This window comes from Oleiphilus sp. HI0066 (genome assembly GCF_001635725.1).
Map to the genome: position 1 here is coordinate 1 of NZ_LWFH01001808.1, position 1265 is coordinate 1265.

Below are 1265 nucleotides of genomic sequence, written 5' to 3' on the forward strand. Positions count from 1 at the left end.
CCAAGGTCGTCGTCGACGCGCGCGGAGAAACGTCCAAAATAATTATACCGAGTGTTACGATAGCCCCACATTGAATCTAAGGTATTAGATACTTTAAAAAATACGGCACCAATCGGGCCTCCAATAAGGAACCAAAACAAAGGCGCAATCACTCCATCATTTTCGTTCTCGGTAAGTGTTTCAATCGCCGCTTTGGCAATCTCTGGTTCTTCAAGCGAACACGTATCGCGACTGACCACCCTTGAAAGAGCAACTCTAGCATTTTCAACATTTCCACTCGCGAGAGTCGTTTCGACTGAAGAAATGTGCTGAATCAAAGAGCGAGGAGCAATACATATATACAAGATAATGACCGACAGCATACCAAACCATACATGTACGTTATCACTCTCTATGATCGCTGACGGCGCCAACACCACTAGCAAAATACAAATAAACAGTGAGCTATGCACAATAAACGCCGCACTCACACCCCTAATTAGCAATCGAGGTCTATTGTTATTCTCAGGATAAAAAGCTCGTTCAACGACCGCGATAAGATTTCCAAGGCCAACGATCGGATGATATTTTTTTGGCTCACCAAGTATCGAATCGAATACAAAAGCCAACAAGACACACATTGAAGCGTAAACCGGATTAGTAAAAATCGGGAAAAACGAAAGCTCAGCGAATGCGCTCAAGGTTGGCGAAAGCAGATCTGGTGATAAAAGATACATAACCAGCTCACTTCACTGAAAGGGGTAAACCGGCGACGACTAAACTCACATGATCACAGATAGTCGCTAGGGATTGATGCAAGCGTCCAGCTTCATCACAAAAATCACGGGTAAGTTTATCCATACCAATGAGTCCCATATTGGTTTCATTAGACACCAAAATACAAGGTGTATCTGTCGTCTCTAGTTGCCCCTTAAACACAGAAATAAACGAATCTTTATGGTCAACAACCTCAGGTTTTACAAGCAAATTGGTCAACCATAGTGTTAGGCAATCAATCACGATAACACCTACGCTCGGGTCTGCATCTAAATCTCTTAAAGCTTTAGCAAGATCGACAGGCTCTTCGATCACCACCCAATTATCCGGTCTCTGGATTTGATGCTTGCTAATACGCTGAGTCATTTCTTCGTCAAGAGCTTGTGCGGTTGCGACTAATGCAACGTTAAATTTAGTTTTGCTAGCTACATCTGCAGCAAGAGTCTCTGCATATCGACTTTTTCCAGACTTAACACCCCCAAGGACTAGATGCTTCATTCATCTAACTC

The 1265-nt window shown here is 43.2% G+C and carries 2 protein-coding genes; both read right to left on the reverse strand.

What is annotated here, in order from left to right; all coding sequences use genetic code 11:
- A partial coding sequence (locus A3738_RS28055; RefSeq protein ID WP_197474102.1) for a CobD/CbiB family cobalamin biosynthesis protein occupies positions 1-716 on the reverse strand: 716 nt, incomplete at its 3' end.
- Positions 717-723: 7 nt separating this feature from the next.
- The gene (cobU, locus tag A3738_RS28060; RefSeq protein WP_068481558.1) at positions 724-1254 is read right to left on the reverse strand and encodes a bifunctional adenosylcobinamide kinase/adenosylcobinamide-phosphate guanylyltransferase; all 531 of its coding nucleotides are present in this window, start codon (positions 1252-1254) and stop codon (positions 724-726) included.
- Positions 1255-1265: the final 11 nt, after the last annotated feature.

Excerpts from the sequence above, each read along its gene's own strand:
- cobU (WP_068481558.1), bottom strand. The coding sequence starts at position 1,254 with ATGAAGCATCTAGTCCTTGGGGGTGTTAAGTCTGGAAAAAGTCGATAT.